21 protein-coding genes and 2 tRNA genes are annotated in these 26,488 nt (G+C 69.9%); 16 read left to right on the top strand and 7 right to left on the bottom strand.

The window, feature by feature from the left end; all coding sequences use genetic code 11:
• Window positions 1-25 precede the first annotated feature (25 nt).
• The 5 genes from ACFQW8_RS07920 to ACFQW8_RS07900 all read left to right on the top strand — a co-directional run bounded on the left by ACFQW8_RS07920 (window position 26) and on the right by ACFQW8_RS07900 (window position 5,736).
• Window positions 26-1,732: an ABC transporter permease gene (locus tag ACFQW8_RS07920; RefSeq protein WP_380086450.1), complete on the top strand. Its 1,707-nt coding sequence runs from the start codon at window positions 26-28 to the stop codon at window positions 1,730-1,732.
• The gene (locus ACFQW8_RS07915) at window positions 1,729-2,892 is read left to right on the top strand and encodes an ABC transporter ATP-binding protein (protein WP_380086449.1); all 1,164 of its coding nucleotides are present in this window, start codon (window positions 1,729-1,731) and stop codon (window positions 2,890-2,892) included. The genes ACFQW8_RS07920 and ACFQW8_RS07915 overlap by 4 nt, the downstream gene beginning before the upstream one ends.
• 173 nt (window positions 2,893-3,065) lie before the next feature.
• Window positions 3,066-4,079 (top strand): methionine ABC transporter ATP-binding protein, encoded by a 1,014-nt coding sequence (locus ACFQW8_RS07910; protein ID WP_380086448.1) that lies wholly within the window; start codon window positions 3,066-3,068, stop codon window positions 4,077-4,079.
• A complete protein-coding gene (locus ACFQW8_RS07905) occupies window positions 4,076-4,759 on the top strand; it encodes a methionine ABC transporter permease (RefSeq protein ID WP_380086447.1) in 684 nt (227 codons plus the stop codon). The genes ACFQW8_RS07910 and ACFQW8_RS07905 overlap by 4 nt, the downstream gene beginning before the upstream one ends.
• A 125-nt stretch (window positions 4,760-4,884) precedes the next feature.
• The gene (locus tag ACFQW8_RS07900) at window positions 4,885-5,736 is read left to right on the top strand and encodes a MetQ/NlpA family ABC transporter substrate-binding protein (protein WP_380086446.1); all 852 of its coding nucleotides are present in this window, start codon (window positions 4,885-4,887) and stop codon (window positions 5,734-5,736) included.
• Between the two features lie 27 nt (window positions 5,737-5,763).
• Here ACFQW8_RS07900 and ACFQW8_RS07895 read toward each other — a convergent pair whose 3' ends face one another.
• Window positions 5,764-6,549, bottom strand: a complete 786-nt coding sequence (locus tag ACFQW8_RS07895) for a metallophosphoesterase family protein (protein ID WP_380086445.1) — start codon at window positions 6,547-6,549, stop codon at window positions 5,764-5,766.
• Between the two features lie 41 nt (window positions 6,550-6,590).
• Between ACFQW8_RS07895 and ACFQW8_RS07890 the strand changes: the two genes are divergently transcribed.
• The 8 genes from ACFQW8_RS07890 to ACFQW8_RS07855 all read left to right on the top strand — a co-directional run bounded on the left by ACFQW8_RS07890 (window position 6,591) and on the right by ACFQW8_RS07855 (window position 14,442).
• Window positions 6,591-7,064: an acyl-CoA thioesterase gene (locus tag ACFQW8_RS07890; protein ID WP_380086443.1), complete on the top strand. Its 474-nt coding sequence runs from the start codon at window positions 6,591-6,593 to the stop codon at window positions 7,062-7,064.
• A 64-nt stretch (window positions 7,065-7,128) separates the two neighbouring features.
• On the top strand, window positions 7,129-7,902 hold the full coding sequence (locus ACFQW8_RS07885; protein WP_380086442.1) for a hypothetical protein: 774 nt from the start codon (window positions 7,129-7,131) through the stop codon (window positions 7,900-7,902).
• Between the two features lie 303 nt (window positions 7,903-8,205).
• Entirely contained in the window at window positions 8,206-10,347 is a 2,142-nt protein-coding gene (gene gyrB / locus ACFQW8_RS07880) for a DNA topoisomerase (ATP-hydrolyzing) subunit B (RefSeq protein ID WP_380086440.1), read from the top strand.
• Window positions 10,348-10,619: 272 nt separating this feature from the next.
• The gene (gyrA, locus tag ACFQW8_RS07875) at window positions 10,620-13,385 is read left to right on the top strand and encodes a DNA gyrase subunit A (RefSeq protein ID WP_380086439.1); all 2,766 of its coding nucleotides are present in this window, start codon (window positions 10,620-10,622) and stop codon (window positions 13,383-13,385) included.
• Window positions 13,382-13,891: a DUF3566 domain-containing protein gene (locus ACFQW8_RS07870; protein WP_380086438.1), complete on the top strand. Its 510-nt coding sequence runs from the start codon at window positions 13,382-13,384 to the stop codon at window positions 13,889-13,891. Before gyrA ends, ACFQW8_RS07870 begins: the two co-directional genes overlap by 4 nt.
• Before the next feature lie 209 nt (window positions 13,892-14,100).
• A tRNA-Ile gene (locus ACFQW8_RS07865) sits at window positions 14,101-14,177 on the top strand.
• Between the two features lie 31 nt (window positions 14,178-14,208).
• The gene (locus tag ACFQW8_RS07860; protein WP_380086437.1) at window positions 14,209-14,352 is read left to right on the top strand and encodes a DLW-39 family protein; all 144 of its coding nucleotides are present in this window, start codon (window positions 14,209-14,211) and stop codon (window positions 14,350-14,352) included.
• A gap of 14 nt (window positions 14,353-14,366) precedes the next feature.
• A tRNA-Ala gene (locus ACFQW8_RS07855) sits at window positions 14,367-14,442 on the top strand.
• 354 nt (window positions 14,443-14,796) lie between these two features.
• On the opposite strand, the gene ACFQW8_RS07850 is transcribed toward ACFQW8_RS07855, so the two are convergent.
• Together ACFQW8_RS07850 and uvrA are read right to left on the bottom strand one after the other, a co-directional pair.
• Window positions 14,797-14,988 (bottom strand): hypothetical protein, encoded by a 192-nt coding sequence (locus ACFQW8_RS07850; protein ID WP_380086436.1) that lies wholly within the window; start codon window positions 14,986-14,988, stop codon window positions 14,797-14,799.
• Window positions 14,989-15,203: 215 nt separating this feature from the next.
• Window positions 15,204-17,684 (bottom strand): excinuclease ABC subunit UvrA, encoded by a 2,481-nt coding sequence (gene uvrA / locus ACFQW8_RS07845; RefSeq protein ID WP_380086435.1) that lies wholly within the window; start codon window positions 17,682-17,684, stop codon window positions 15,204-15,206.
• A gap of 263 nt (window positions 17,685-17,947) precedes the next feature.
• On the opposite strand from uvrA, the gene ACFQW8_RS07840 reads away from it, so the two are divergent.
• On the top strand, window positions 17,948-19,123 hold the full coding sequence (locus ACFQW8_RS07840; protein ID WP_380086434.1) for an NAD(P)/FAD-dependent oxidoreductase: 1,176 nt from the start codon (window positions 17,948-17,950) through the stop codon (window positions 19,121-19,123).
• A gap of 24 nt (window positions 19,124-19,147) precedes the next feature.
• Here ACFQW8_RS07840 and ACFQW8_RS07835 read toward each other — a convergent pair whose 3' ends face one another.
• The 3 genes from ACFQW8_RS07835 to ACFQW8_RS07825 all read right to left on the bottom strand — a co-directional run bounded on the left by ACFQW8_RS07835 (window position 19,148) and on the right by ACFQW8_RS07825 (window position 21,663).
• Window positions 19,148-20,470 carry a glycoside hydrolase domain-containing protein gene (locus tag ACFQW8_RS07835; protein WP_380086433.1) on the bottom strand — a complete coding sequence of 441 codons (1,323 nt, stop codon included), beginning with the start codon at window positions 20,468-20,470 and terminating at the stop codon, window positions 19,148-19,150.
• Between the two features lie 152 nt (window positions 20,471-20,622).
• A complete protein-coding gene (locus tag ACFQW8_RS07830) occupies window positions 20,623-21,006 on the bottom strand; it encodes a PPOX class F420-dependent oxidoreductase (protein ID WP_380088623.1) in 384 nt (127 codons plus the stop codon).
• Window positions 21,007-21,048: 42 nt separating this feature from the next.
• Window positions 21,049-21,663 (bottom strand): LysE/ArgO family amino acid transporter, encoded by a 615-nt coding sequence (locus tag ACFQW8_RS07825; RefSeq protein WP_380086432.1) that lies wholly within the window; start codon window positions 21,661-21,663, stop codon window positions 21,049-21,051.
• Window positions 21,664-21,750: 87 nt separating this feature from the next.
• On the opposite strand from ACFQW8_RS07825, the gene ACFQW8_RS07820 reads away from it, so the two are divergent.
• Together ACFQW8_RS07820 and ACFQW8_RS07815 are read left to right on the top strand one after the other, a co-directional pair.
• Window positions 21,751-22,611 carry a LysR family transcriptional regulator ArgP gene (locus tag ACFQW8_RS07820; protein ID WP_380086431.1) on the top strand — a complete coding sequence of 287 codons (861 nt, stop codon included), beginning with the start codon at window positions 21,751-21,753 and terminating at the stop codon, window positions 22,609-22,611.
• A gap of 122 nt (window positions 22,612-22,733) precedes the next feature.
• On the top strand, window positions 22,734-23,456 hold the full coding sequence (locus ACFQW8_RS07815) for a VOC family protein (RefSeq protein WP_380086430.1): 723 nt from the start codon (window positions 22,734-22,736) through the stop codon (window positions 23,454-23,456).
• Between the two features lie 3 nt (window positions 23,457-23,459).
• On the opposite strand, the gene ACFQW8_RS07810 is transcribed toward ACFQW8_RS07815, so the two are convergent.
• On the bottom strand, window positions 23,460-26,483 hold the full coding sequence (locus ACFQW8_RS07810; RefSeq protein WP_380086429.1) for a carboxypeptidase regulatory-like domain-containing protein: 3,024 nt from the start codon (window positions 26,481-26,483) through the stop codon (window positions 23,460-23,462).
• Between the last annotated feature and the right edge of the window lie 5 nt (window positions 26,484-26,488).

The following is a 26,488-nucleotide window of genomic DNA, read 5'->3' as shown; positions in this document are numbered from 1 at the left end:
CTGACGAGACGGCTCGCGAGCCGTCGTGAGCCTCGAGAGCCGCATCGACCCGGCTCCGGAGCGCACTCCCGGCTCCCGAGCCGGGTTGCGCGCCCCGCGGCTTCCCGGGGCCGGCCGCCCCCGCTGGTCGGCGGTCGTCGTCGTCATCGCTGTCGCGGTGTCGGTGCCGGTCGTGTCGGTGCTGGTTGCGGCGCTCGGTGCCGGTCGCCCGGCCCTGCCCGGCGACCTGGCCGAGATGCTCGTGACGACGGTGCTGCTTCTGGCAGCGGTGGGTGTCGGCACCGCGGTCCTCGGCGTGGGGCTCGCCTGGCTCGTCACGGCCTACGACTTCCCGGGGCGACGGCTCTTCTCGTGGCTGCTCGTCCTGCCGCTGGCGATGCCGGCCTACGTGCTCGGCTTCCTCTTCCTGTCGACGTTCGGCCCGGCCGGCGGGCCAGCGCGGCTGTCCCGGGCGGTCTTTGGCGACTCGCGCGTCGTCGAGCTCCTCTCGGGTGCCCTCGGGGCGCCGGTCGTGCTCACCCTCACGCTCTACCCCTACGTCTACCTCCTCGCGCGGGCGTCGTTCCGCGGCCAGGGGCAGGCGACCTGGGACGCAGCCCGCATGCTCGGCGCCTCGCCGTGGCGTGCCTTCCGCCAGGTGCTCCTCCCACTCGCTCGCCCCGCCCTCGCCGGTGGCCTCGCCGTCGTCATGATGGAGACCCTCACCGACTTCGCGACGGTGCAGTACTTCGGGGTCCGCACCGTCTCGGTCGGCGTCTACCTCACCTGGAAGGGCACGTTCGACTTCGCGTCAGCGGCCCAGCTGTCGGTGCTCGTCCTCGCCTTCGCCGTCATGGTCCTCACCGTCGAGCGGATCCTGCGCGGCGGCGCTCGCTATGACTCCCGCGGCGGGCACCGGCCCCCTGCAGCTCCGCACCTCCTCACCGGGGCCCGTCGCTGGTGGGCCTTCGCCGCCGCCGGATCGGTGCTGGCGACCGGCTTCCTCCTGCCCGTGGCGCAGCTCCTGTGGTGGGCCGTCACCGCGACGCTCGCCGACTCGTCGGCCCTCTCGACCGGACGCTTCGCCACCAACCTCACCAACAGCGCCGTCATGGCCGGGCTCGCCGCCTTCGCCTGCGTCACCCTTGCCTTGCTGCTCACCCACGGGGTGCGCATGACCGGCGGCCGTCTCGCCCGGGGTGCCGCGCAGCTCACGACCTTCGGGTATGCCGTGCCGGGCGCCGTCATCGGTATCGGCGTCCTCGTCGCCTTCGCGGCCCTCGACGGATGGCTCGAGGCTCTGGGGGTGCCGGGCGGGACGGGGCTCGTCGTGACCGGTTCGGTGCTCGGCATCCTGGCGAGCTATGTCGTGAGGTTCCTCGCGCCGGCATACCAAGCGGTCGATGCGAGCTTCACGACGATCTCGCCGTCGGTGACCAACTCCGCGTTCTCGCTGGGCGCCAGCCCGATGCGGGTGCTGCGTCGGGTCCACCTGCCGCTGTCCCGGTCGGGCATCGCCGTCGCACTCGTGCTCGTGGCCGTCGATGCCGTCAAGGAGCTGCCGCTGGTGCTGCTCCTGCGTCCGTTCGGTTTCACGACCGTGTCGGTGTGGGTCTATGAGCTGGCCAACGAGAACTTCTGGGAGCAGGCCGCCCTGCCCGCGCTGCTCATCGTCGGTCTCGCGATCGTGCCGGTGTGGTTCCTCGTCCGGCAGGTGCGGCTCGCCGAACCCCACAAGCAGGTGACGTCATGACGGCGGCCCTCGAGCTCACCGGCCTCTCCAAGGCCTATGGCGCGACGCCGGCCGTGTGTGCTCTGGACCTCCGCATCGAGCAGGGCGAGATCCTGGCGCTCATCGGCCCCTCGGGGTGTGGCAAGTCGACGCTGCTCCGCCTCGTCGCCGGGCTGGAACGCCCTGATGCCGGCACCGTCCGGGTCGGTGCCGAGGTCGTCGCCGGGTCCGCCTGGGTGCCGCCCGAGCGTCGCCGCGTGGGTCTGGTCTTCCAGGAGCACGCGCTCTTCCCTCACCTGCGGGTCAGCGACAACATCCGCTTCGGCCTCGACGGCCACGCCCGTCCGGACCAGGACGCGCGCGTGGCGGAGGTGCTGGAGCTCGTCCATCTCGCTCACGTCGCGGACCGCTATCCGCACGAGCTCTCGGGAGGCGAGCAGCAGCGGGTGGCGCTGGCGCGTGCCCTCGCGCCCCGGCCCGAGGTCGTGCTGCTCGACGAGCCCTTCTCCTCGCTCGACGAGTCGCTCAGGGCGCGGGTGCGCACCGACACCGTCGACGTGCTGCGCGACACCGGCACCACCGCTGTCCTCGTCACCCACGACCAGACCGAAGCGCTCACGGTGGGCGACCGGATCGGCGTGATGCGCGAGGGCGTCGTCGAGCAGCTGGGCTCTCCCGTCGAGGTCTTCGAGCGGCCGGTGAGCCGCTTCGTCGCGTCGTTCATGGGCGACGCCGACTTCCTGCCGGCCTCGCTCGGCGCCGACGGGCTCGTGTGCGAGCTCGGTGTGGTCTCGCCCCGGACCGACATCGCCGTGGCCGAGGTCGTGCTCCGGCCGCACGAGGTGGCCCTCCTGCCCGTCGCCTCTGCGGAGGGGGTCGCTGGAACGACCACCTCCGCAGACGCAACGACGGCCGGCGGGGACGAGGCGCGGGCACGGGGGGCCAGGGCGGTGGTGACGCGCGTCGAGTACCACGGGGCGTTCGTCCTGCACACCGTGCGACTCCGGTCGGGCTGCACGGTGCGCTCCTGGCAGCCGCACTCGGTGCGCCTCGGGGTGGGCACCGACGTCGAGGTCTCGCTGGTGCGCGGCATCGTCCCGAGCCTGCTCGACGGTGAGCGCACCCTCGGCGACTCGCCCGCCCCCGCTTCCGGCTTCCCCCGAACCGCCGACCCCGGCTGACTCCTCAGCGCCCCGAGCTTCTGCGCGGTTGGCACCAGCCGCGCTCGACGTGAGCAGCCGCGCACCCATGGGGGCGCGGCGCGTCAGGGTCTGCGCGGCGCGCGCCACCTGCACAAACCCACCCCCATCCGCGCGATTTGGTTATCACTTGAATAACTTGGCATTATGAGCGCGTGGTTGACGATTCATCTGATCAGGCGGCACTGGCCGTACGTGACCTCACCAAGGTCTTCGACGCTCGCGGCGCGACGGTCAAGGCCCTCGACGGGGTCTCGCTCATCGTCCCGCGTGGCGAGATCCACGGCATCGTCGGGCGGTCCGGCGCCGGCAAGTCGACCCTGATCCGCTGCCTCACCGGACTCGAACGCCCCACCGCGGGCGAGGTCGTCGTCGCCGGCGAGGACATCACGACCCTGCGCGGCGAGGAGCTGCGCGCGGCCCGCCGCCGGTTCGGGGTCGTCTACCAGCACGCCAACCTCCTCGACTCCCGCACGGCCGCCGACAACGTCGCGCTGCCCCTCGAGATCGCCGGCTGGGACAAGGCCCGGCGCGACGCCCGGGTCGCCGAGCTCCTCGACCTCGTCGGACTCGCCGACCGCGCCCAGAACCACCCGGGCCAGCTCTCAGGCGGCCAGCAGCAGCGCGTCGGCATCGCCCGGGCGCTCGCCGCGGGCCCCGAGATCCTGCTCTGCGACGAGCCCACCTCGGCCCTCGACGCCAGCACGACCGGCTCGATCCTCGCCCTGCTCCGTGAGCTGCGCGACCGGCTGGGCATCACCGTCGTCATCATCACCCACGAGCCCTCGGTCGTCCGCGAGATCTGCGACGCCGTGACCCTCCTCGGTGATGGCGCCGTGGTCGAGCAGGGGCGTCTCGGTGACGTCATCGCCGACCCGACCACCCGGCTGCACCGCGAGCTGATCCCCCTCGTCGAACCGGCTCCGGGCGGACTCGCGCGCCTTCAGGTCGCCCTCGGACATCCCGAGTCCACGGTCGGCACCATCGACGGGGTCATCGCCCTCCTGCGCAACGAGGGCATCGAGTCCGATGTCGCCGCGGCCACGGTCGAGACGATCGCCGGCCGTCGGGTTGGCCGGCTGCTCGTCGAGCTCGCCGACGCCTCGACCACCGAGCACGCCCGGGAGCTCCTCGAGAACGCCCGCCTCCACCCGGAGGTGGCCGCATGACCTTCGAGACCGACCCCACCTGGCTCGACAACCCGGTCATCACCGACGGGCTCCCGACCGCGCTCTGGGAGACCCTGGCCATGACCCTCGGCTCGGCGCTCATCACGGCCGTGCTCGGCGTCGTCGTCGGCGTGCTCCTCCACAACAGCTCCCCGGGCGGCATCGCCCCCAACGGGGGCGTCAACCGGGTCCTCGGTGCGGTCGTCAACGTCGGACGCTCACTGCCGTTCCTCATCCTGATGATCTCGATCATCCCGATCACCCGCTTCATCGCGGGGACGACCGTCGGGTGGCGGGCCATGATCGTGCCGCTCACCGTCGGCGCGGTGCCGTTCTTCGCCCGCCTCGTCGAGACGTCACTGCGTGAGGTGTCCTCCGGCAAGGTCGAGGCTGCGACGATCATGGGCGCGACCCGCTGGGACGTCACCCGCAAGGTGCTCCTCCCCGAGGCCCTGCCCGGCATCGTCGCCGGCCTCACGACGACGGTCATCGCCCTCATCGGCTACAGCGCCATGGCCGGTGCCGTCGGTGGCGGAGGGCTCGGCGCGACGGCGATGTCCTACGGCTACAACCGTTTCCAGACCGACGTCATGATCGCCGCAGTCGTCCTGCTGGTCGTCGTCGTCCAGCTCGTCCAGGTCGTCGGCGACCGTGTGGCCCGCACCGTCGACCACCGCTGAACCGCCCCCGAACCACCGCGGCGTATGCCGCCCGCTCCCGACAACGTGGTCGGCGCACCTGATCGGCCGCCCACGGCGGCTCAACCCACGTCGGTCACTGACCGGCATACCGGAAGGAAACACCCATGTCCTCGCTCCGCCGCCCCGCACTCGTCGCCGGCATCTCCCTCTTCGCCGTCTCGAGCCTCGTGGCCTGTGGTGCCGGAGGCGGCGACTCCAGCGGACCCGAGGCCGACGACAAGGGCATCACCACGCTCGTCGTCGGTGCGTCCCCGACGCCGCACGCCAAGATCCTCGAGTTCGTCGACAAGGAGCTCGCGCCGAAGGCCGGTCTCGACCTCGACATCAAGTCCTTCGACGACTACGTCCAGCCCAACGTGCAGCTCGCCGAGGGCACCCTCGACGCGAACTTCTACCAGCACCTGCCTTACTACGAGGCGCAGGTGAAGGACCGCGGCTACAAGTTCGCGCACTACGAGGGCGTCCACATCGAGCCGTTCGCGCTGTACTCCAAGAAGGTCAAGGACGTCGCGGCCCTGCCCTCCGGCGCCCAGGTCGGCATCAACAACGACCCGTCCAACCAGGGCCGCGCGCTCGAGCTCCTCGCCGAGGCGGGTGTCATCACCCTCAAGGAGGGCAAGGACGCCACCAACGCGACGATCTACGACGTCGACCAGAACGCCAAGAAGCTGAAGTTCGTCGAGACCGACCCGGCTCAGCTCGTGCGCTCGCTCGACGACCTCGACGTCGCCGTCATCAACGGCAACTACGCCCTCGAGGCCAACCTGTCGCCGTCCAAGGACGCGATCCTCGTCGAGGACGCGGAGGGCAACCCCTATGCCAACTTCCTCGCCGTGCAGGAGTCGGACAAGGACAACGCGTCGCTCAAGAAGCTCGACGAGCTGCTCCACTCGCCCGAGGTCAAGGCCTTCATCGAGAAGACCTGGTCCGACGGCTCGGTGCTCCCCGCCGCCTGATCGCGGGTCGACGTCGCCGGTCGCCGGCTATCGCTCGTGATAGCCGGTGGCCGGCTTCCCGGCGCGCCACTGGTCGAGCGCCCCACGGTAGACGCCGTGGCGGAGCTCCAGCTCGTAGGCGTCGAGCTGCGGCATACCCATCTCCCGGGCCACGGCCAGCTCGGACTCGACGTCGTAGGGCACGCGCACGTAGGCCACCGACCACGGAGCAGGCTCCTCGCTGCCGAGCTCGCCCTCGAGGATGCAGTAGATGGGCGTCGGGTCACCCATGCAGTTGCCCACGCTGCCGGTGTTGAAGACGGTGCGCCCCTGGCTCTGGCACTCGTACATCGGGTCATGGGTGTCCGCGTAGCCGACGAGGTCTGGCAGCGGGCCGTCACCCGTGGCAGCGGTGTTGGTGAACAGGGCCTCGAACTCGCTCTGCGTGCGCACGTAGTGGACCCGCCGATGCACCGTCTCCTCACTCGCGTGGAAGAGCCGGACGCGACGCCCACTCAGCCAGAAGTCGTGGCTGAAGGGCAGCGCCCGCAACCAGTCGCCCTGCCCGGGGGCGAGCTGCCCGAGCCAGAACTGCATGGCCGCGTCGTCGTAGTCCCGCTGCGGATCGGGCAGGAAGTCGTCCCAGTTGCCGAGCAGGTTGACCTCGCACCGCTGCTGCGACAGCTCGACCACCTCGCGCCCCCGGGGCCCCTTGCCCACGTAGTCACCGAGGTTGGCGATGCGCTCGATCCCGCGGCGCTCGATGTCGGCCAGCACGGCTTCGTATGCCGTGAGGTTGCCGTGCACGTCCGACAGCAGCGCCATGCGATCCATGGGTCGCATCCTCGCACCGAGGGCCGAACTAGGCTCGGCCCATGACGCCGGACGCCGGAACCCCTGGAAGCACCGCAGATCCACGCACGCTGCGACGCTCCGACTTCCCGGAGATCCAGCGGGTCTCGACGCGCTGGTCGGACAACGACATGTACGGCCACCTCAACAACGCCGTCTACTACGAGCTCTTCGACTCGGTCCTCAACGCCTGGCTCATCCGCGAGACCGGCATCGACGAGACGACCTCGCAGTCGCTGGGTGTCGTCGCTGAGTCGTCGTGCCGCTTCTACTCCGAGCTGGCCTACCCCCAGCCGATCGACGTCGGCGTCCGGGTCGAGCGCGTCGGCACCAAGAGCGTCACCTTCGCCTTCGGCCTCTTCGCCGAGGGCCGCGACGACCTTGCCGCGCACGGGCTCTGGGCGCAGGTCTATGTCGACCGGACCGACCGGCACACGGTCGCGTTGCCGGACGTCGTGCGCGAGGTCGTCGAGCGCAACCGCGCCGCCCAGGGGTGACCACCGCACGACGCGGGCACCGGCATCCCGAGTCACATCAGTCACTCCCGTTACAGTGGTCGCCATGACGCCTCGGGGAACCCTCCTGTCCGCACGCTTCACGCGCGCTGCGGCGCCACTGCTCCTGGCCGCCCTCGCCCTGACCGCGTGCTCGGACGACGAACCCACGGCCGCCCCCTCGGCCTCGACGTCGAGCGAGACCTCGCCCTCGGCCTCGGCCTCGGCGAGCACGAGCGAGAGCGAGTCGGAGACCCCGACGCCGACGCCCACCCCGACGACGCCCAGCGTCACCCCCACCGTCACGGCGACACCCTCGGCCACCCGGACGGCAACTCCCAGCGAGACGCCCACCAGGACCACTGCCGCACCGACGACCAAGCCGCCCGCCCCCGAGCCCTCATGCTCTGCCGCCAGGGCGGGCGCGACGAGGACGACGGGCATGTCCGCTGCGGCCGCGGCCAAGGCCAGGAAGATCCACAGCGCGGCCAAGGCCTGTGACGCCAGGACACTGATCGCCCTGGCCCAGGCGGACTCGACCGGCCTGGCCGGCGAGAGGGCGCCCTCGGCGATCTTCACCTCGAGCACGCCGCAGAACTTCGTCGCCCTCGCGACCCTGCTCGCCATGGAGCCGACCGAGACCTTCGACGGGACGATCCAGCCCAAGGTCTTCTCGGAGCGGTATGCCCAGGACGAGGCAGAGTGGGACAAGGTCGTGGCCTCCGGACTGCTGACCAGGTCGGCCGCGGACCGGATGCGCACGAACGACGGCGGCTACACCGGCTACCGGGTCGGCATCGCCGGCGACGGCACCTGGACCTTCTTCACCACCGGCCGCTGACCTCACCTTTCCCGCCTGAAGTGGGTTTCTCTCACCTCGCCCGGCCGCCGCGGTCAGGCGAGGTGAGAGGTTCCCGGCGGAGGCGCCGGGGCAGAGTCCAAAACCTGCCTCAGAGGGCCGGAGAGGGGTGGGGGGCGTATGCCGGGTCGTCGCCACCCATGAAAACCTGAGAAAAGTGGCTTCCCGGGCCTGCACTGGCTCGCGCTGACGGTGCTGACGGGTAAACTTCAGGGTGAACGTCGCGCCCAGGGCCCTTTCCCGCCCCGGGCGCGCGGCATGAGCCAGACCAGCTGAAGGAGCACCGTGCCCAGCACGCCCGACGACAACAGCATCGAGACGCAGGACACCACCGCAGCAGCGGTGCCGGACCCGTCCCCGAGCGCCGCGGCGCAGACGCCCGCTGCAGCCCCCGCTACTCCCGTGGAGGGCGCGCTGACGACACCGACCGGCAACACCTCCAGGGTCGCCGACGACGCGACCTACGACGCGTCAGCCATCCAGGTCCTCGAGGGCCTCGAGGCGGTCCGCAAGCGTCCGGGCATGTACATCGGCTCCACCGGTGAGCGCGGCCTGCACCACCTCGTCTGGGAGATCGTCGACAACGCGGTCGACGAGTCCCTCGCCGGCCACGCCGACACGATCGACGTCACCCTCCTCGCCGACGGTGGCGTGCGCGTGGCCGACAACGGCCGTGGCATCCCAACCGGCATGAACGACGCCTACGGTGTCTCCACGGTCGAGCTCGTCCTCACCCAGCTGCACGCGGGCGGCAAGTTCGGCGGCGGTGGCTACAAGGTCTCCGGTGGGCTCCACGGCGTCGGCTCGTCCGTCGTCAACGCGCTCGCCACCCGGCTCATCGCCGAGGTCCGTCAGCTCGGGCACGTGTGGCGCATCGAGTTCGACCACGGTGAGCGTCTCGCCCCCCTCGAGCAGGTCGGCGAGAGCGACGACCACGGCACGACGATCACCTACTGGGCCGACGACCAGATCTTCGAGACGGTCGCCTACGACTACGAGACGATCCGGGCCCGCTTCCAGCAGTACGCCTTCCTCAACAAGGGCCTGACGATCAACCTGCGTGACGAGCGGGTGCAGCAGAGCGCCGAGGACGAGGCCGAGACGGTCGACGCGAGCGAGAGCCAGAAGCGCGAGGTCAGCTACTGCTACCCCGGCGGCCTCATCGACTACGTCACGCACCTGGTGCAGAGCAAGAAGTCCGACCCGGTCCACCCCGACATCATCAGCATCGAGGTCGAGGACGCCTCCCGCGAGCTCAACCTCGAGCTCGCCATGCAGTGGACCACCGCCTACAGCGAGTCGGTCCATACCTACGCCAACACGGTCAACACCCACGAGGGTGGCACGCACGAGGAGGGCTTCCGCGCGGCGCTGACGAAGATGATCAACGACTTCGCGCGCAAGCAGAACCAGCTCAAGGACAAGGACGAGAACCTCACCGGCGACGACGTCCGCGAGGGCCTCACCGCCGTCATCAGCGTCAAGCTCGGCGAGCCCCAGTTCGAGGGCCAGACCAAGACCAAGCTCGGCAACTCCGAGGTCAAGGGCTTCGTCCAGCGCGCCATGACCGACTCGTTCGGTGACTGGCTCGAGCGCCACCCCAACGAGGGCAGGGAGATCGTCCGCAAGGCGATCCAGGCCCAGACCGCCCGCCTCGCCGCGCGCAAGGCCCGCGAGGCCACCCGCAAGCGCGTCCTCGAGTCAGGCGGCCTTCCCGGCAAGCTGCGCGACTGCCAGGCCAAGGACCCCGCGGTCTCCGAGGTCTACATCGTCGAGGGTGACTCCGCCGGTGGCTCGGCCGTGCGTGGCCGCAACCCCTTCAACCAGGCGATCCTCCCGATCCGCGGCAAGATCCTCAACGTCGAGCGCGCCCGCCTCGACAAGGCCCTGGCCAACCAGGAGGTCCAGGCGCTGATCTCGGCCTTCGGCACCGGCATCGGCGAGGACTTCAACATCGACAAGGCCCGCTATCACAAGATCGTGATCATGGCCGATGCCGACGTCGACGGCATGCACATCCGCACGCTGCTGCTGACCCTGCTCTTCCGGTTCATGAAGCCGCTCATCGAGGCCGGCTACGTCTACCTCGCGCAGCCCCCGCTCTACCGCATCAAGTGGAGCAACTCCGCCCACGAGTTCGCGTTCACCGACCGCGAGCGAGACGCCCTCGTCGCCGAGGGTCAGAGCAAGGGTCGCCGCATGCCCAAGGACAACGGCATCCAGCGCTACAAGGGCCTCGGCGAGATGGACTACCAGGAACTGTGGGAGACCACGATGGACCCCGACAACCGGGTCCTGCTCCAGATCACCCTCGACGACGCCGCCGCTGCCGATGAGATCTTCTCGGTGCTCATGGGCGAGGACGTCGAGTCGAGGCGGTCGTTCATCCAACGCAACGCTCGCGACGTGCGTTTTCTCGACATCTGATGCGTATGCCGGTGTGCTGGGTCGCGGACGAACATCCCGTTCGCCGCAGTCCCATCCGCGCTGCGCGCGCTGGCCGCGCTCCGCGCTCCCGCCAGGCCCAGCCAGCGGCGAACGGGACGTTCGTCCGCTCCTGTGGACGGCACCTTCCAAGCGCTGTTGCCTTGAACGGCACGTCGGCTCACTCCCGGGCCACGGCGGCACTCGGCCTCCGCACGAACTGAACTTTGCGGCATACAGCTGCTTCTGAATTGCACTGAGAGACAAGGGAACTGATGGCTGACGACATCGATGGCACCGACAACGAGAACGTGGACGTTGACGCGCCCAACGAGCTTGGATCTGTGGTGCAGGACCGGTCTCCTGGGGAGACGGACCGGGTCGAGCCGATCGACCTCAATACCGAGATGCAGCGCAGCTACATCGAGTACGCGATGTCGGTCATCGTGTCGCGGGCGCTGCCGGATGTGCGGGACGGCATGAAGCCGGTGCACCGGCGCGTCATCTACGCGATGTACGACGGTGGCTACCGGCCCGACCGCGGCTTCAACAAGTGCAGCCGCGTCGTCGGTGACGTCATGGGTCAGTACCACCCGCACGGTGATGGCGCGATCTATGACGCGTTGGTCCGGTTGGTCCAGGACTGGTCGCTGCGCTACCCGCTGGTGCAGGGGCAGGGCAACTTCGGCAGCCCCGGCGACGACCCGGCCGCTGCTCCGCGATACACCGAGTGCCGCATGGCGCCGCTGTCGATGGAGCTCGTGCGCGACATCGACAAGAAGACCGTCGACTTCGCCCCGAACTACGACGGCAAGACGCTGGAGCCGACGGTGCTGCCGGCGCGCTTCCCCAACCTGCTCGTCAACGGCTCGTCGGGCATCGCGGTCGGCATGGCCACCCAGATCCCGCCGCACAACCTGCGCGAGGTCTCGGACGCCGCCCTGTGGGTGCTCGAGCACCCCGAGGCGACGCGCGACGAGATGCTCGACGCCGTCATGGCGCGGATCCAGGGCCCCGACTTCCCCACCGGCGCGCTCATCATGGGCCGCAAGGGCATCGAGGACGCCTACCGCACGGGCCGCGGCTCGATCATCATGCGGGCCGTCGTCGAGGTCGAGGAGATCCAGGGCCGGCAGTGCCTCGTCATCACCGAGCTGCCCTACCAGGTCAACCCCGACAGCCTCGCGCAGAAGATCGCCGAGCACGTCAAGGACGGACGCCTGCACGGCATCGCCGACATCCGTGACGAGACGTCCGGCCGCACCGGTCAGCGCCTCGTCATCGTGCTACGCCGTGACGCCGTCGCCAAGGTCGTGCTCAACAACCTCTTCAAGCACACCCAGCTGCAGTCCAACTACAGCGCCAACATGCTCGCGCTCGTCGACGGGGTGCCGCGCACGCTGCCGATCGACGCGTTCATCCGGCACTGGGTCGACCACCAGATCGATGTCATCCAGCGCCGCACGGCCTACCTCCTCAAGGAGGCCGAGGACCGCATCCACATCCTCCGTGGACTCCTCAAGGCGCTCGACCTGCTCGACGAGGTCATCGCCCTCATCCGTCGCAGCCCCACGGCCGAGGCGGCCCGCGACGGCCTCATCGAGCTCCTCGAGATCGACGAGATCCAGGCTCGCGCGATCCTCGAGCTCCAGCTCCGCCGTCTGGCTGCCCTGGAGCGCCAGAAGATCATCGACGAGCACGACGCGATCCAGCGCGAGATCGAGGACTACCAGGACATCCTCGCCAAGCCCGAGCGTCAGCGGACCATCGTGTCCGAGGAGCTCGCCGAGATCGTGGCGAAGTACGGCGACGAGCGCCGCTCGATCATCCACGGCTTCGACGGCGACATGTCGATGGAGGACCTCATCCCCGAGGAGGACGTCGTCGTGACGATCACCCGGGGTGGCTACGCCAAGCGCACCAAGGTCGACGCCTACCGCTCGCAGAAGCGCGGCGGCAAGGGCGTCAAGGGTGCGCAGCTGCGTGGCGAGGACGTCGTGGCGCACTTCTTCACGACCACGTCGCACCACTGGCTGCTCTTCTTCACCAACCTCGGCCGGGTCTACCGCGCCAAGGCCTACGAGCTGCCCGACGCCAGCCGTGACGCCAAGGGCCAGCACGTCGCCAACATCATGGCGTTCCAGCCCGACGAGCACATCGCCCAGGTCCTCGCGCTGCGCAACTACAGCGACTCGCCCTACCTCGTCCTCGCCACGAAGAACGGCCTCGTCAAGAAGACGAGGCTGGCCGAGTACGACTCCCCGCGCACCGGCGGTCTCATTGCCGTCAACCTGCGCGACGGCGACGAGCTCGTCGGCGCCGGCCTGACGTCGTCGGCCGACGACCTGCTCCTCGTGTCCAAGAAGGGTCAGTCGGTCCGCTTCCACGCCGACGACGCGACGCTGCGACCGATGGGTCGCTCGACGTCGGGGGTCACCGGCATGAAGTTCCGGGGCGATGACTCGCTCCTCGCGATGTCGGTCATCGAGGACGGCACCGACCCCGACGTCTTCGTCGTCTTCGAGTCCGGCCTGGCCAAGCGCTCGCTGGCCTCGCAGTGGAACGTCAAGGGTCGCGCGATCCTCGGTGTCACGGTCGCGAAGCAGACCGAGAAGGGTGGCGACCTCGTCGGCGCCCTCACCGTCTCCGGGGACGACGAGGTCATGGTCGTCTTCGAGCGCGGCAACATCGTCCGCTCGCGCGTCGACGAGGTCCGGCTCACCGGCCGCAACACCGGCGGCGTCTGGTTCGCGAAGCCGGGCAAGAACGACGCGATCGTCGGAGTGGCCCGGAACGCCGAGAAGGTCGTCGAGGAGGAGGTCGCCGAGGCCGACGCCGAGGGTGTCTCCCCGGTGGACGGGACGCCGGTGGACACCGACCCCGGCACCGACGTGGAGACCGATCTCGACACGTCCACGGACACAGGCGCCGAGCGTGACCGCGACGTGGCCGATGGCGTACCGTCGGTGGACAAGAGCACCGACGGCGACGACGACAACGACGCTGCCGGTGGCGCAGAGGGCGACGGAGGCGACGAGTGAGCACGGCAGACCAGGCAGGCACCTCGATGCGATCGGTGTCGGGTTCTTCGCCTGAGTCCTCGCGTCCGCTTCCGCGCGCCGAGCGCGACGGCCGGGTGGCCAACGGGTCCTCGGCCGCCGCACCGCAGGCTGCCCGCGCAACCGGTCGCCGCGTGCGACTCACCGTCTCCCGCGTCGACCCCTGGTCGGCGATGAAGATGTCGTTCCTGCTGTCCGTGGCGCTCGGCATCGCCGGTGTCGTCATGGTCTCGGTGCTGTGGATGATCCTCGCCGGCATGGGTGTCTTCGACCAGGTCAACGGCCTCGTCGGCCAGATCATCCAGGACGGCGAGAACACCTTCGACATCATGGACTTCCTCGGCTTCGGCCGGGTCGTCTCCCTCGCGATCGTCGTCGGCGTCATCGACGTCATCCTCATGACGGCGCTCGCGACCCTCGCGGCCTTCCTCTACAACGTGTCGAGCAGCCTCGTCGGCGGCCTCCAGCTGACCCTCACCGACGACTGACCTTTCCCGCCTGAAGTGGGTTTCTCTCACCTCGCCTGACCGCCGCGATGCAGCGAAGTGAGAGCTTCCGGTGCGAAACCGCGAGCACGAACATCCGGTATGCCGCCCGCTCTCGTGAGCGGGCGGCATACCGTTTTGTGGGTAGGCGCAGGGGTGGGGTAACCTCGTCTCTCGCGCCGCCGTGACGGGGGCGCCGCCGGATTGGCGACGGGCCTATAGCTCAGACGGTTAGAGCGCTTCCCTGATAAGGAAGAGGCCAGAGGTTCAAGTCCTCTTAGGCCCACCATCCGATCCTCGACCCACAAGGTGGTACTCCTGTGAAGAAGATCCTCTTCGTCGCCCTGTCCGCGCTCACCGCCGGCCTTGTCAAGAAGAAGCTCGACGCGCAGGGCGCCGACCAGCGGTTGTGGGCCGAGGCCACCGACGACCGCCCCGCGGTCACCCCCACCGCAGGCAGCTGACACCAACTCAACACGGGGACTTAGCTCAGCTGGTAGAGCACCGCCTTTGCAAGGCGGGGGTCAGGGGTTCGAACCCCCTAGTCTCCACCACAGGTCGAAGGCCCTTCCTGTCTATCGGGAAGGGGTTTCGCGTCCGTACCCCCATGACATGCGGCAGTGCTTTGATGACGAGCCACTCCCGGCCACGAGTCCCGGTTAGCGCCTCGAAGAACTCAAACGCGGCTGAAGTGGAGTCCTTCACGAGCAGTCGGAAGTCGTCTTCGGCACCGGTTCGCTGCCGCTCTGTGGCATACGCGCGCGCACCCACACGATGCCCGTCCACGAGGTTCTCGATCGCTGTTCGTGGGCTCGGAAAATAGACCGCTTCGCAGGTACCGACTTGGTCCCGCACGTTCTCGGCGCGTGGCCCCCAGCAGCTGGATCCCTCGTTGAAGATCAGGTAGTTCACGGCCATGACGTCGTCGATGCGCTGGGTCCGAGCTGGCCCGGTAGAAGCTCGACCTCGACGAGGTTCGCCGAGAGCGTCTCCTCTACCCGCGAGATCCGCTGACCCATGGTCGACTCGGTGACCAGGAACCCGCAGGCGGTCTCGGCGGTGCTGAGTCCGCCCACGAGGCGCAGCTCCAGGGGCGACACGGGACTCCGGGGTCAGGACGGGGTGCCGGGTCAGAAAGATGAGTCGCAGGACGTCGTCGTCGATGTGGTCCACCCGGTCGCTCTGGTGCGCACCGCCGCCTCCTCTCGACCGTGGGCACGGTCGAGCTCCGTGGTCTTGCGGCGAAGCGTGTCGGCACGGCGAGATTTCCTGCCTGGAGGTGTCGCGATCCTTCGTCAGTGGCCGTTCGACACGGCTACTGGCCCTTGCCGTGCGAGGCGAGTCGGGCGGCGAGGTACGGCGCGGTGGCGCTGCCTTCTGCCGTGGCGACCTGCTCAGGAGTCCCTGTGGCGACCACGCGACCACCCTGGTCGCCGCCGCCGGGACCGAGGTCGATGACCCAGTCCGCGCTGACGATGGTGTCGAGGTCGTGCTCGACCAGCACCACGGTGTTGCCGGCGTCCACCAGACGGTGCAGCTGACGCAGCAGCAGCGCGATGTCGGCGGGGTGCAGCCCGGCCGTCGGCTCGTCGAGGAGATACAGCGCGTGCCCGCGTCGGGCTCGTTGGAGCTCGGTGGCCAGCTTGATCCGCTGGGCTTCACCGCCGCTCAGCTCCGTCGCCGGCTGGCCCAACCGCAGATACCCCAGCCCCACCTCGCGCAACGTCGTGAGACTGCGGGCGGCGGCCGGCACGTCGGCCAAGAACTCGGCAGCCTCGTCCACCGACAGCGCCAGCACCTCGGCGACGTTCTTGCCGCGGTACTCGATCTCCAGGGTCTCCGCGTTGTAGCGCGCTCCGTGGCAGGTCGGGCACGGTGCGTACGTGCCAGGGAGGAAGAGCAGCTCGACCGAGACGAAGCCCTCGCCCTGACAGGTCTCACACCGACCCTCGGCCACGTTGAAGGAGAAGCGACCGGCCCCGTAGCCGCGCGTACGCGCTTCAGGTGTGGCGGCATACACCTTGCGCACCGCGTCGAAGAGTCCGGTGTAGGTGGCGAGGTTCGAGCGTGGCGTGCGACCGATCGGGCGCTGGTCGACGCGCACGATCCGGTCGAAGGCCTCCAGTCCGGTGGCGTCGTCGACGTCGATCTCGAGCTCACTGTCCTCCGCGTCGTCGACGGCCTGGCCCAGGTGGCGTCGGACGAGCTCGGCGAGCACCTGCGAGACGAGCGTCGACTTGCCCGAGCCCGACACCCCCGTCACCGTCGTCATGACGCACAGCGGGATGTCGACCGAGAGGTCCACGAGGTTGTGCCGGCTGACCCCGTGCAGGTGCAGCCATCCGTGAGGGGTGCGCTGAGGCCGCTCCAGCGGGACCGCGCGACCGAAGAGGTGGTCGCCGGTGATCGACGCCTCGACCGTCGCCAACCCCGCGACCGGCCCTGAGTAGAGGACCTCACCGCCGTGCTCCCCCGCGCCCGGACCGATGTCGACGACCCAGTCGGCCCGCCGCACGAAGTCGAGGTCGTGCTCGACGACGAAGAGCGAGTTGCCCGAGTTCTTGAGGGTGTCGAGCACGTTGAGCAGCGGCTCGGCATCGGCCGGGTGCAGCCCTGCGGAGGGCTCGTCGAGCACGTAGACGACCCCGAAGAGCCCCGAGCGCAGCTGGGTCGCGATCCGCAGGCGCTGCGCCTCTCCTGGCGAGAGCGTGGTCGAGCTGCGCCCCAGCGACAGGTAGCCCAACCCCAGGTCGAGCAGCACCTGCACCCGCGCCACGAGGTCGGCACTGATCCGCACCGCCACCTCGGTCGCCTCCCCCGAGTCGGCCGACGACGTCGCCGCCCCGGCCTCGGTGAGCTCGGCGACCGGACGCAGCAGCTCGACCAGCTCGATGAACGACAACGCGTTGGTCTGCGCGATGTTGAGGCCCCGGAAGGTCACGCGGAGCGACTCGGCCTGCAGCCCGGTGCCCCCGCACGCCGAGCACGGCATGCTGCGGACGAAGCGCATCGCCTTGTCGCGCATCATCTGGCTCTTGGAGGTCGCAAGGACGTGGTTGACGTGCGCGCGGGCGCTCCAGAACAGGCCGTAGTAGCCGTGGTCGATCCGGTCGCGCTCGGGCTTGATCAGCACCTTGGGCTGCTCGTCGGTGAAGAGCAGCCACTTGCGGTCCTTGGCCTTGAGCTTGCGCCACGGTGTGTCGACGTCGATCCCCAGCCCCGAGACGATGCTGCGCAGGTTCGCGCCCTGCCAGGCACCGGGCCACGCGGCGATCGCGCCCTCGCGGATGCTCAGCGAGGTGTCCGGCACCATCAGCTCCTCGGTGACGTCGTGCTCCTCCCCCAGTCCGTGGCAGCGCGGACACGCACCGGCGACGGTGTTGGGCGAGAACGCCTCTGCTTCAAGCCTGTTCGCACCCTCGGGGTAGGTGCCGGCACGCGAGTAGAGCATCCGCACGAGGTTCGACAGCGTTGTCAGGGTCCCCACGCTCGAGCGCGAGCTCGGCGCACCACGTCGCTGCTGCAGCGCCACGGCCGGAGGCAGTCCGGTGACCTCCTGCACGTGCGGGGCGCCGACCTGTTGGAGCAGTCGGCGGGCATAGGGCGCGACGGACTCGAAGTAGCGGCGCTGCGCCTCGGCGTAGAGCGTGCCGAACGCCAGCGAGGACTTCCCCGAGCCGGAGACACCGGTGAACGCGACGATCGCATCGCGCGGCAGGTCGACGTCGATGTTCTTGAGGTTGTTCTCGGTGGCTCCGCGGACATGGACGAAGTGGTCGCTCGGGGCATGGGGCACCCTCCATGTCTAGCCCTTCCATCGGCACAGATACCACCTGGCCCAAGGGTTTCGCCTGAGGACGGTCGCTCAGCCACCGCCGACGGGACCGGGATGTGGGGCCTCGGCCTCATCCTCCTCGTCGGAGGAGGATGAGGCCGAGCTCACGGTCGTGCTGGGCGCAACCGCGCTCGTGGTCAGCGGATTGACCCCTCGCCGCCCCGCCACGGTCTGACTCCTGCAACTACGGTCGGAGGTCCAGGTCGCAACTGACGGAGGACGACATGGACCATCACGAGGTCTTGATCGTCGGGGGTGGCAACGCGGGGATCTCGTTGGCAGCCAGGCTGATTCGTGACGGTGCGCAGGACGTCGCGATCGCCGAGTCGGAGTCGGTCCACCGCTACCGCCCGATGCTCAACTACGTCGGGGGCGGTGAGGCGACGATGGACGACCTCGAGCGGCCAGCCGCCTCGGTGATGCCCGACGACGCGACGTGGATCCAGGACCGCGTCGTCTCCTGCGACCCCGGCGGGCCGAGTGTCACGACACGCGACGGCCGCACGATCGGTTGCACCACACTCGTCGTCGCCACCGGCCTCGACGAGGACTGGGATGCCATCCCCGGACTCAAAGCAGGGTATGCCGCGGGCTGGGCCGGGTCGACCTTCCTCGTCGAGAGTTCCCCGAAGGTGTGGCCTGCCCTGCGGGACCTCACGAGGGGGCGGGTCGTGTTCTCGATGCCTCCCGAACCAGCGCCCTGTGCGGCGACCGCCCTCAAGCCGCTGTCCATGGCGTGCGACCACTGGCAGCAGGAGGGGGTGCTGGAGGACATCGACGTGCACCTTGTGCTGCCCGGCCCCACACCCCTCGGCGTGCCCAGGGCGGACGCGATCCTCGAAGGCGTGCTCGCGGCATACGGCGTGCAGGTTCTGCGCAACGCGCGCGTCACCGGGGCGGGCGCGCGGCAGGTGACGGTGACGACTCCCGACGGCGAGATCGTTCTCGACGACCTCACCTACGCCCACGTCATCCCGACCTACCGCGCCCCCACGTGGATCGCCGACAGCGGTCTGGCCGGAGACAGCGAGGCCGGCCTGGTCGACGTCGACCCGCTGACCCTGCGCCACCGACGACACGACGCGGTGTGGTCGCTCGGTGACGTCGCCAACCTCGGCATCAAGCCCTCGGGTGGTGCCCTGCGCAAACAGGTTGCGGTCCTCTCGCCCAACATCCTCGCCAAGGACACGGACGAGCTCGAGCAGTACGACGGCTACACCGTCATGCCGATCACGGTGGCCCGCCACAGGCTCATGCTCGTCGAGATCGACCGTGAGGGTCAGCCCGCGCCGACAGTGCCCTTCCCCGACCTCGTCCAGCCGCGACGGATGACGTGGGTTGTCGACCGTTACGCGCTGCCGGTGACGTACTTCAAGCGGATCCTGCGCGGCAAGGTCTGACCCCCCGCCCGCCTCAGCTGCCGCTCAGGGGCAGCGGGGGACGGGGGCGCTGTAGGTCGTGTTGGAGGCGTTCGCGACGTAGTAGTCGCTGAGCCAGCGGCCGTCGACGAGCTGGTTCCAGACGCTGGTCGTGCCGACCTTCGTCCCGGCCTTCTGGCACGCCACGTAGGCCAGGCCGCCGCCCTGGACGGTGCCGTTCGCGGCATACGCCGTCCCGGGACCCGAGCGCGTGTTGACCGGTGTCGAGATGTTGAGCTGCCCCGGATAGCTGCAGATGGGCAACCCGGCACTGAAGCCGGTCGTGGAGGGAGTCGACACATATCGGTCGGTGACGAAGCCACCGCTCGTGATCCGGTCCCACACGGACGTGGTGCCGACGACCTGGCCGCGGGACTGGCAGACCACCGACACCGTGGCGTTCGGGGCCAGCGTGCCAATGATCGGGTAGGCGCTCGAGGGGCCGCTGCGGACGTTGAGGGTGGACGTGCTCGTAACGCGGTAGTTCTTGGCGACGGTGGCGACCGGGCCCTTGATGACGTCGCTGTCGATGTTCATCGTCACGCCGCCCCAGGTCTCGTTGTGGTCACCGCGGTACTGCTTGGATCGCTGCCACTCGGCCCACAGGCTGTTGCTCGCCGTGGGCCAGTTGGTGACCGTGGCGACGTTGTCCCACCGCGCCATCCAGACCGCGTCCGGCCGGGCGTACGACGTCCAGTTGTAGCCGTAGGCGAGGTCACGCAGCCCGGATTCCTGGTGCACATAGACGCCGGCCAGGAAGCCGGCCCGGTGCAGGGCACGCGTCCACTCCGAGACATAGGTCCGGACGGCCGGGGTGCACCCGGCAGCTGCGCGGTCGTAGTGCTCGACGTCGGCATACAGCGCGCTGCCCGCACGCAGCCCCAGGGCGCGCGCCTTGGCCACCGCGTCGTTGCCGTCAGCCGCCCCACGTGCAGCGGCGCCGCTCGCGGCATACCGGTAGGGCTTGCTCCCGGACATGCAGAACGGCTGGTCACCGAAGTACGTCGGGACGAGCGACCACCCAGCGGCAGCCGCGCTCTGGACCCACGACGGTGTGAGGTTGGGTTGCGCGCAGCCACGGTTGCGACCGCCGAAGTAGATGTTGACGCCCGTGTAGGGCGACCTCCCGCGCCAGGCGGCCAGGGCGCTCAGCGACGGGGCGGTGCAGGTGTCGAAGAAGTAACCCTGCAGTCGGGTGGCCGAGGATGCGGTCGGGTAGCTGGCGGGAGTGCTGGGCTCGGCGATGGCAGGGGCGGGCACGACGATGCCGATCGCCAGAGCCCCCAGAGCTGCGACCACACCTGCGGCGACACGACGTGGGTAGGACACGGTCCACCTCCTGCGCGGAGCCGGACGGGCGCACGGCCCACACACACCTGATGATCCGCCTTCGCGACCCGCCGCGGAAGGCCCACTCGTCAGTGGGCCCGTGACACTTTCGGGCCAGGGGTGACCAGTGCCGTCACCCGGCGCTCAGCGGATCAGACGTTGCCGAGGATGCGGTCGACGGCGACCTCGATGACGACCCGAGCCGGGTTGACCCGTGGCTGCCGGTAGCGGACGGCATATCTCGTCACGGCGTCAGCCACCGACTCCGGGTCGTCGAGCACGCGACCCGTGCCTTCGAACGACAGCCATCGCCGCCCGTCCACCTGGCAGATCGCGACCCGGCCGGACCGCGCGGCGTTGCGGGCCTTCTGGGAGCTGCCGCTGGTGATGACGCGAGCGACGTGCGCGTCGGCGTCCCAAGTGAAGCCCACCGGCACGACGTGCGGACTCCCGTCCCGACGCAGCGTCGTCAACGTCGCCAGGTGCCGATCCTGCAGGAAGGTGAGGGCGTCGTCGGACAGGTCGCTCGGGTGCATGGCCACGCCGAGGAGTCTGGCACGCGAACCGACCAGCAACCCTCAGAAGATGGAGCGCAGCAGCATCCCCGCGAGCGCGAACATCACCAGCCCGATGACGACGTCGAGCACCTGCCACGTGCGCGGCTGAGCGAACCAGCGGGAGGCGAGGCGGGCGGCATACCCCAGGCCGGCGAACCACAGCAGACTCGCGACGCAGGCACCCAGACCGAACCACCACCGCCCGGTCGGCCCGTGGCTCGTGCTGAGGTTGCCGAGCATGAGCACCGTGTCGAGGTAGACGTGCGGGTTGAGCCACGTGAGCGCGAAGGCCGTCCCCACGACGGAGGACTTCGCGGTGGGCAGGCCGGCGGTGAGTGCCTTCGGGTGCCGGGCTGCGAGGAGGGATCGCACACCGAACCAGACGAGGTATGCCGCCCCGCCGACGGTGACGATGCGGAGGACCGTGGGGTGCCCCTCGACGACAGCCCCCACCCCGACCACTCCCGCGACGATGAGGGCGACGTCGCTGACAGCACAGATCGCGACGACGACGCCGACGTGCTGACGCGCCACTCCCTGACGCAGGACGAACGCGTTCTGGGCGCCGATGGCGACGATGAGCGAGAGGCCGGACAGCATGCCGGCGAGGACGGTGGCAAGGATCGTGGTGTTCATCGCCCTCGACGTTAGGTCCCGGCGCTTGTGAAGACCAGCGAAGATTTCTGAGTATCCCTTAGTGCCGCTTCATCTAGGATCGAGACCGTGCACACCGAACAGCTCCGCGCGCTCCTGGCCGTCGTCGACGGCGGGACCTTCGAGGCGGCCGCTCGACAGCTGCACATCACCCCCTCGGCGGTGAGCCAGCGGATCAAGGCGCTCGAGCAGTCGATGGGTCAGGTGGTCGTGCGACGTGGGCTGCCGTGCGAGCCGACGACTGCCGGCGAGGTGCTCGTCCGGCTCGCCCGCCAGCAGCACCTGCTCGAGCAGGAGGCGCGGGCCGCTCTCGACGAGTCCGCCGCCCCGCGCGAGCTGCCCGTCGCCGTCAACGCGGACTCGCTGGCGAGCTGGTTCCGGCCGATCCTGGCCGAGGTCGCCGTGTGGGACGGTGTCGTGCTGAGGCTCCACGTCGAGGACGAGGGGCACAGCCACGAGCTCCTCCGTGCCGGCACCGTGCTGGGCGCCGTCACGTCGAACCCGACCCCGGTGCAAGGGTGTTCGGTCGAGCGGATCGGGGCGATGCGCTACCTCCCCGTGGCCACGCCCGACCTGCGCGCCCGGTTCGCGACGGGTCGTGGCGTGGACTGGGCTCGCCTGCCGGTGCTCGAGTTCAACGACCACGACGACCTCCAACGGCGGGTCCTGCGTCGCCACGGAGTCGAGGTCGACCCACCGACGCACCGCATCCCGTCGTCGGAGGCCTTCGCCGAGGCTGTCCGAGCGGGTCTGGGGTGGGGAGCGCTGCCCCTGGTGCAGTGCGCTGCCGACCTCGAGAGCGGCAGCCTGGTCCGGCTCAGCGCTCGCGACCACGTGGACGTGCCGCTCCACTGGCAGTCCTGGCGCCTGCGTTCACCCCTGGTCGAGCGGCTCACTGACGCGATCAGCCGCCATGCCCCCTCCCGCTGAGGCTCGCGCCCCGAAAACACATTGCTGCGTATGCCGCACGCGACCTAGCGTGGTTCGCCTCACCGGCCGACCGGCGGGAGCACCCCACCAGCGCCGGTGAGCCTGCAGAGCGGAGCTTGCCGATGACCTCTCACCTCCTCGCCGTCACGTTCGACGCGAGCGATCCGGCTGTGCTCGCGCAGTTCTGGGGCGGGGTCCTGGGTCGCGTCATGACCGTCGATCAGGAGGGGGGCATCGTCCTGCCGCCGCGCGACGACCACGGCTTCAAGGTCCGGTTCATGCCGTCGACCAAGCCACGTGTCGGCCCCAACCGGATCCACTTCGACCTCACGAGCTCGTCCGACGAGGTGATGCAGTCGACGATCGAGCGGGCGCTCGGACTGGGTGGCACCCACCTCGATGTCGGCCAGCTCCCCGAGGAGGGTCACGTGGTGCTCGCCGACCCCGAGGGCAACGAGTTCTGCGTCATCCCGCCCGGCAACACCTTCCTCGCCGACACCGACCTCATCGGGGCGGTGAACTGCGAGGGCACCCAGGCGGTCGGCTACTTCTGGAGCAAGGCTCTGACGTGGCCGCTCGTCTGGGACCAGGCCCAGGAGACCGCGATCCAGTCACCCCGGGGCGGCTCGAAGGTGACGTGGAGCGGACCGCCCGTCGCCCAGCAGGACGGCAAGGACCGGCTTCACCTCGAGCTCGCCACGTCCGTCGACGGTGACCACGAGGCCGAGGTGGAGCGCCTCGTCGCCCTCGGCGCCTCACGCGTCGACATCGGTCAAGGCGACGTCAGCTGGGTCGCAATGGTCGATCCCGACGGCAACGAGTTCCGCGTCCACACCCCTCGATGAGGCTCAGAGGATGGTCGCCGTCGCGACGGAGATCCGGCCTGCCGTCATGTAGCCGGCCTTCGAGCCGGTGACCCGCACCGTGAGGGTCTTGCCCCGGTCGGTGGTGGTGAGCTTGTAAGTGCTCGCCGTGGCGCCCGAGATGGCGACACCCGCGCGGTACCACTGGTAGGCGAAGGTGACCGGGGCCGGTCCCCAGGTGCCGGGCGTGGCGGTGAGGGTGTAGCTGACCCGGGTCGTCCCGGTGATCGTCGGGACGGCCGAGGTCAGCGCACCCAGCACCGCGGTGGTCGCGGCGGACATCTTGGCCACCGCCGTGTAGCCGGTCTTCGAGCCGGTGACCCGCACCGTGAGGGTCTTGCCCTGGTCGGTTGTCGTGAGCTTGTAGGTGCTCGCCGTGGCGCCTGAGATCGCGACACCCGCGCGGTACCACTGGTAGGCCAGCGTGACCGGGGCCGGTCCCCAGGTGCCGGGCGTGGCGGTGAGGGTGTAGCCGACGGTCCTGGTCCCGGTGATGGTGGGTGTCGGCGCGGTGAGCGTGCCGGCGGCGATCACGGCCGTGGCCGCGGAGGTCCTGGCGACCGAGGTGTGGCCGGACTTCGTCCCGGTCACGGTGACCGTGATCGTCTTGCCCGTGTCGGTGCCGGTGAGCACGTAGCTGCTCGCGGTGGCTCCGGTGATGGCCACGCCGGCCCGGCGCCATTGGTAGGCGAGGGTGACCGGAGCCGGACCCCAGGTGCCGGGGTTGGCCGTGAGCCGGGAGCCGGCCTTGGCCGTCCCGGTGATCGTCGGCGTCGGGGCCGTGAGTGCCGCAAGGACCGTGGAGGTCGCCATCGAGGTCTTCGCCACCGCGGTGTAGCCGGTCTTGGAGCCGACGACGCGAACGGTGAGGGTCTTGCCGAGGTCGGTGCTGGTGAGCTTGTAGGTGCTCGCGGTGGCGCCCGAGATGGCGACACCCGCGCGGTACCACTGGTGGGCCAGCGTCACCGGTGCCGGACCCCACGTGCCGGGCACGGCCGTGAGGGTGGAGCCGACGGTCGTGGACCCACTGATCGTCGGTGTCGGCGCCGTGAGGGTGCCGGCTGCGACGACGGCCGTGGCCGCTGAGGTCTTGGCCGTCGTGGTGTAGCCCGACTTGGTGCCTGTCACGGTGACGGTGAGCGTCTTGCCCGTGTCGGCGCCGGTGAGCGCCAAGGTGCTGGCCGTCGCTCCGGCGATGGCGACGCCGGCCCGCTTCCACTGGTAGGTCAGGGTGACGGGAGCCGGTCCCCACGTGCCGGGGTTGGCCGTGAACGTGGAGCCCGCCTTCGCCGTGCCGGTGATCGTGGGGGTCGGGGCCGTGAGCGTGCCCTGGCTGCCTCCGACCGTCGCGACATAGGTCGTGTCGTCGTTGCCGGCATCGGTGCGGAGGTAGTAGCGCACGCTGATCGCCTTGCCGGCCATGGCCGCGGTCACGGTCAGCGTCTTGTCCCAGCCCACGGTCCCGCCGTCGACGCGCCACTCGTAGGAGTCGTAGTCGATGGCAGCGCCACTGCTCGGGGTGCCGTGGTTCGCCGTGAGCACCTGACCCGTGGCGACCGTCCCGTCGATCCGCAACGGTGAGGTGAGGACGACACCCGAGCCCACGGCATACCCGATGCTCCACATCGTCGCGGGAGCATAACCGGCGAGGGTTCCTGTCACGCGGACGGAGACCGACTTGCCCTGGTGGGCGGTGGTCGGGGTGAAGCTGGCACCCGTGGCACCGGCGATCGGGGTGAAGACGTAGTCGGTGGCGGCCTCGCGAATGCCCCACTGGTAGGCGAGCTGCACGCCGGTCGGGCCCCAGGCACCCGGGTGGACCGTCAACGGCGACCCGACCCGGGCGGCCCCGTTGACCCACGGGTCGCTCGCGGTGAGGGACTTGCCGACGACGGGCAGGACGACGCGCATCGTGCGCTGCTCGGGCGTCGCGGGCTGGGTGAAGATCGTCGCGGTGGTGCTGTCGGCCGCGTTGTCCCAGCAGCGCGAGCCGTAGCGGAGGTCGCGGGCGGGTGCCTCCGGACCGTAGTAGTCGTCGGAGAAGCAGATCTTGTAGCGGCCGCCCACTGCGGTCCTCCAGAAGAACTGGCCCTTGGTGTCCGTCTGGCGAGGGCCGTACTGCGGGGTGTCCCACTGACCGGTCTCAGTGTTGTGGGTGTAGACCGTCCAGCTGAGCCCTTGGATGGGAGCGCCCGCCGTGTCCACGGCCTCAGCGGTGAAGCCGGTCTGCGGTGCGAGCTGGAAGTTGGCCGTCGTGACCGTCGGTCCCTCGGGCAGGATCGGTGCCGGATCGGGGTATGCCGGGGTGCTCGTGGTCGTGCCGTTCCAGTACTCGGGGGCCCAGTAGTGCTTGTCCCAGTCCTCGCGAGCGGTGATCTGCGCCTGGCCCGGGATGACCTTGGCGAGCGTGTAGGCGCCGGTGGCGTCGGTCAGGGTGCTCACGACGGAGCCACCGTTGATCGGCGACGACTCGACGGTGATGCCGGCGATCGGCGCGCCGGCCGGGCCGGTGACCTTGCCCGTGACGGTCGCCCACCGCAGGAGCCGGATGTTGGCGGTGACCGGCGTCGTCGTGCTCACGACGATGGTCTGGGCGGCCCCGTGGCCGTTGGCCTGGTCGTAGTACTGGCTCGCGTAGGTGTTGCTGCAGGCCGTGCCCGAGTGGCAGTTGGCATAGAGCGTGTACTCGCCCGGCTCGGTGACGTCGATCGTGAAGCGCCCCGCCGCGTCCGTCGTGCCGTAGTGGTTGCGCGGGTCGGCCCAGTCGACCGGCTCGGCATAGAGGTAGGCGTCAGCGAGCGGGACCGCACGTCCGGCCGCGTCGAGGCCGGTGACGACGCCGGTGATGGCGTAGTCGGAGGCTGCCTGCGTCTGCGCCTGTCCCGTAGCTGCCTGGGCCGGAGTGGCCGCGGCCAGGGCAAGGGTGGCACCGAGGACGGTGGCGAGCACGAGGACGACAAGGCGCCGCATGCGGCGCACGGGCGAGTCAGCGAGGACGGTCGAGGACACGGACG

The organism is Knoellia altitudinis, assembly GCF_042666355.1.
Taxonomy (GTDB): Bacteria; Actinomycetota; Actinomycetes; order Actinomycetales; family Dermatophilaceae; genus Knoellia; species Knoellia altitudinis.
Note: the sequence above shows the minus strand (reverse complement) of the source record. Positions and strands in the feature narration are given on the sequence as shown.